At 29.5% G+C, this 1,929-nt stretch carries 1 protein-coding gene; it reads left to right on the top strand.

What is annotated here, in order from left to right:
• Window positions 1-127 precede the first annotated feature (127 nt).
• On the top strand, window positions 128-640 hold the full coding sequence (locus KHM83_RS19500) for a GIY-YIG nuclease family protein (protein WP_213238712.1): 513 nt from the start codon (window positions 128-130) through the stop codon (window positions 638-640).
• The last annotated feature ends 1,289 nt before the right edge of the window (window positions 641-1,929 follow it).

Here is a 1,929-nt window from a genome sequence, read left to right as displayed (position 1 = left end):
TCCTGGTGAGTAGTCAAAGCTACAGAATAAAATCAAAAGTACCACAGTATCTGAATGTATTATAGTCACAGATTAAAATGAAAGGAAAGTATGATGATTGCTTCTATATTAATCATACAAGAATTATATGAGATTTAGTATCGACAAGATGAATCAGTTTCGACCACAGATAGATGATCCACATGAAATTCCAAATGATAAGGGTGTTTACCTAATAAGTATTGGATCGTTAAAATTACTACCTGATAATATGCAGAATTTGAAATACTCGAAAATTGGAGAAAGATACATATTATATGTTGGGTTGTCTAGTCAGGGAATAAAATCTCGTGATTATAGAAATCATTTTAATGGGACTGCACGAATATCAACTCTAAGAAAAAGTTTAGGTTCAATTTTACAATTGCAAAAAGAAGTATTAGATGATAAAGGAAGATACAGATATACAAAAGAGGATGAAGAATATTTAACGGAATGGATGAAAAAAAATTTAAGATTGCATTATCAAGTTTGCGAGGATATTGAGATTATTGAAAAGGAATTGATACATGGCTTAAATCCACCATTAAATTTAAAAGATAATCATAACATTGAAAATAGTGCCTTTAGAAAACTGTTGAAAATATGGAGAAATAAATGACTTCATATAACACAGCGATTCCCAACATTCCTCTCGATGTCACAGTATCTGCGTTGCATATACTGCGCCACTTTTTCCGCTAAGGCGTTAAAAGAGAGGAACGTCGTGAATCGTGGGAACGTTAGACAACATCAAAGCTGGATGGTGAATATATGAGAAAATTTACAGTAACGAGAAAATTAATTTCATTCATATGCTTCTATATATTTATAATCTATCTAATGGGAAGTAGGATTAGTGCAGCATATATGGCTATAATACTAACAATCTCCATTCTATATTTATGGAATTATTCAATTATTATTGATAACAATAGCATTATAGTCAAGAGACTCATACTAAGAAATATTAAAGTACCATTAGATGAAGTTGAACTAATCAAACTTGAAAGTAATCATTTGGGATATGGGTCATGGGCAATAATGGATATTAAGTCACACAGTAACCATTATGAGTTTAAAATTACACATTTTAATCAAAGCAAGTTGATGAGAGAAATCGATACTTTATCTAGTAAACATCAATTTGAATTAGATAAAATTAATTTTAGAGTTAGCAAATTTGACATTTTCTAAAGTAGTGAAATTAAGAAATATTGTGTAGTAGGAGATCAAGATGAGGTTTGCACCATATAAGATTGTAACTATAACATGGATTATTTACTTAATAATAACGAGCTTAATTCTTGGAGTTGATTCATCCATAAAACAGATTAGTAATCCAAGTATATTTGCATATATTTCATATATCATTATATTGATTATATATATCACAAATTATTCAATAGGAATTTTTGATAATGATATATCACTTCACCGAATATTGCACAAGAGTAAGACAATAAATTGGAGTTATATAAAATCAATAACACTATATACAAATAATAAAAGTATTGTTAAAAAACAAGTTCTTAAAATTATTTGCATAGACAAGTCATTTGTAATATCAATAAGGTTTTTAAATAATCATAATGATTTTGCAAAAGAGTTAGAATCATTTTCAATTAGGCATAACATAAGATTTAACCGAGATAAATTTAAGCCCAGACGCTTTGACATCGTCTAACACAGCGATTCCCAAAATCCCTCTTGATGTCACATGTCTTGCGAAGCAAGCCATGCGCCACATTTTCCGCATTGCGTTAAATGAGAGGGACTTCGTGAATCGTGGGAACGTTAGGTAAAATTATCATCAAAAGAGAGGAGACAATATGTACGAAAATTTTATTAATAAAATGACTAAGGAACATATTGATTACATTACATCCATTGGAATTGGAATTAAAGAGA

The organism is Fusibacter paucivorans (assembly GCF_018390735.1).
Classification (GTDB): Bacteria; Bacillota; Clostridia; order Peptostreptococcales; family Acidaminobacteraceae; genus Fusibacter; species Fusibacter paucivorans.
Note: the sequence above shows the minus strand (reverse complement) of the source record. Positions and strands in the feature narration are given on the sequence as shown.

Coding starts and splice junctions, on each gene's coding strand:
- KHM83_RS19500 (WP_213238712.1), top strand. CDS start 128: ATGAGATTTAGTATCGACAAGATGAATCAGTTTCGACCACAGATAGAT.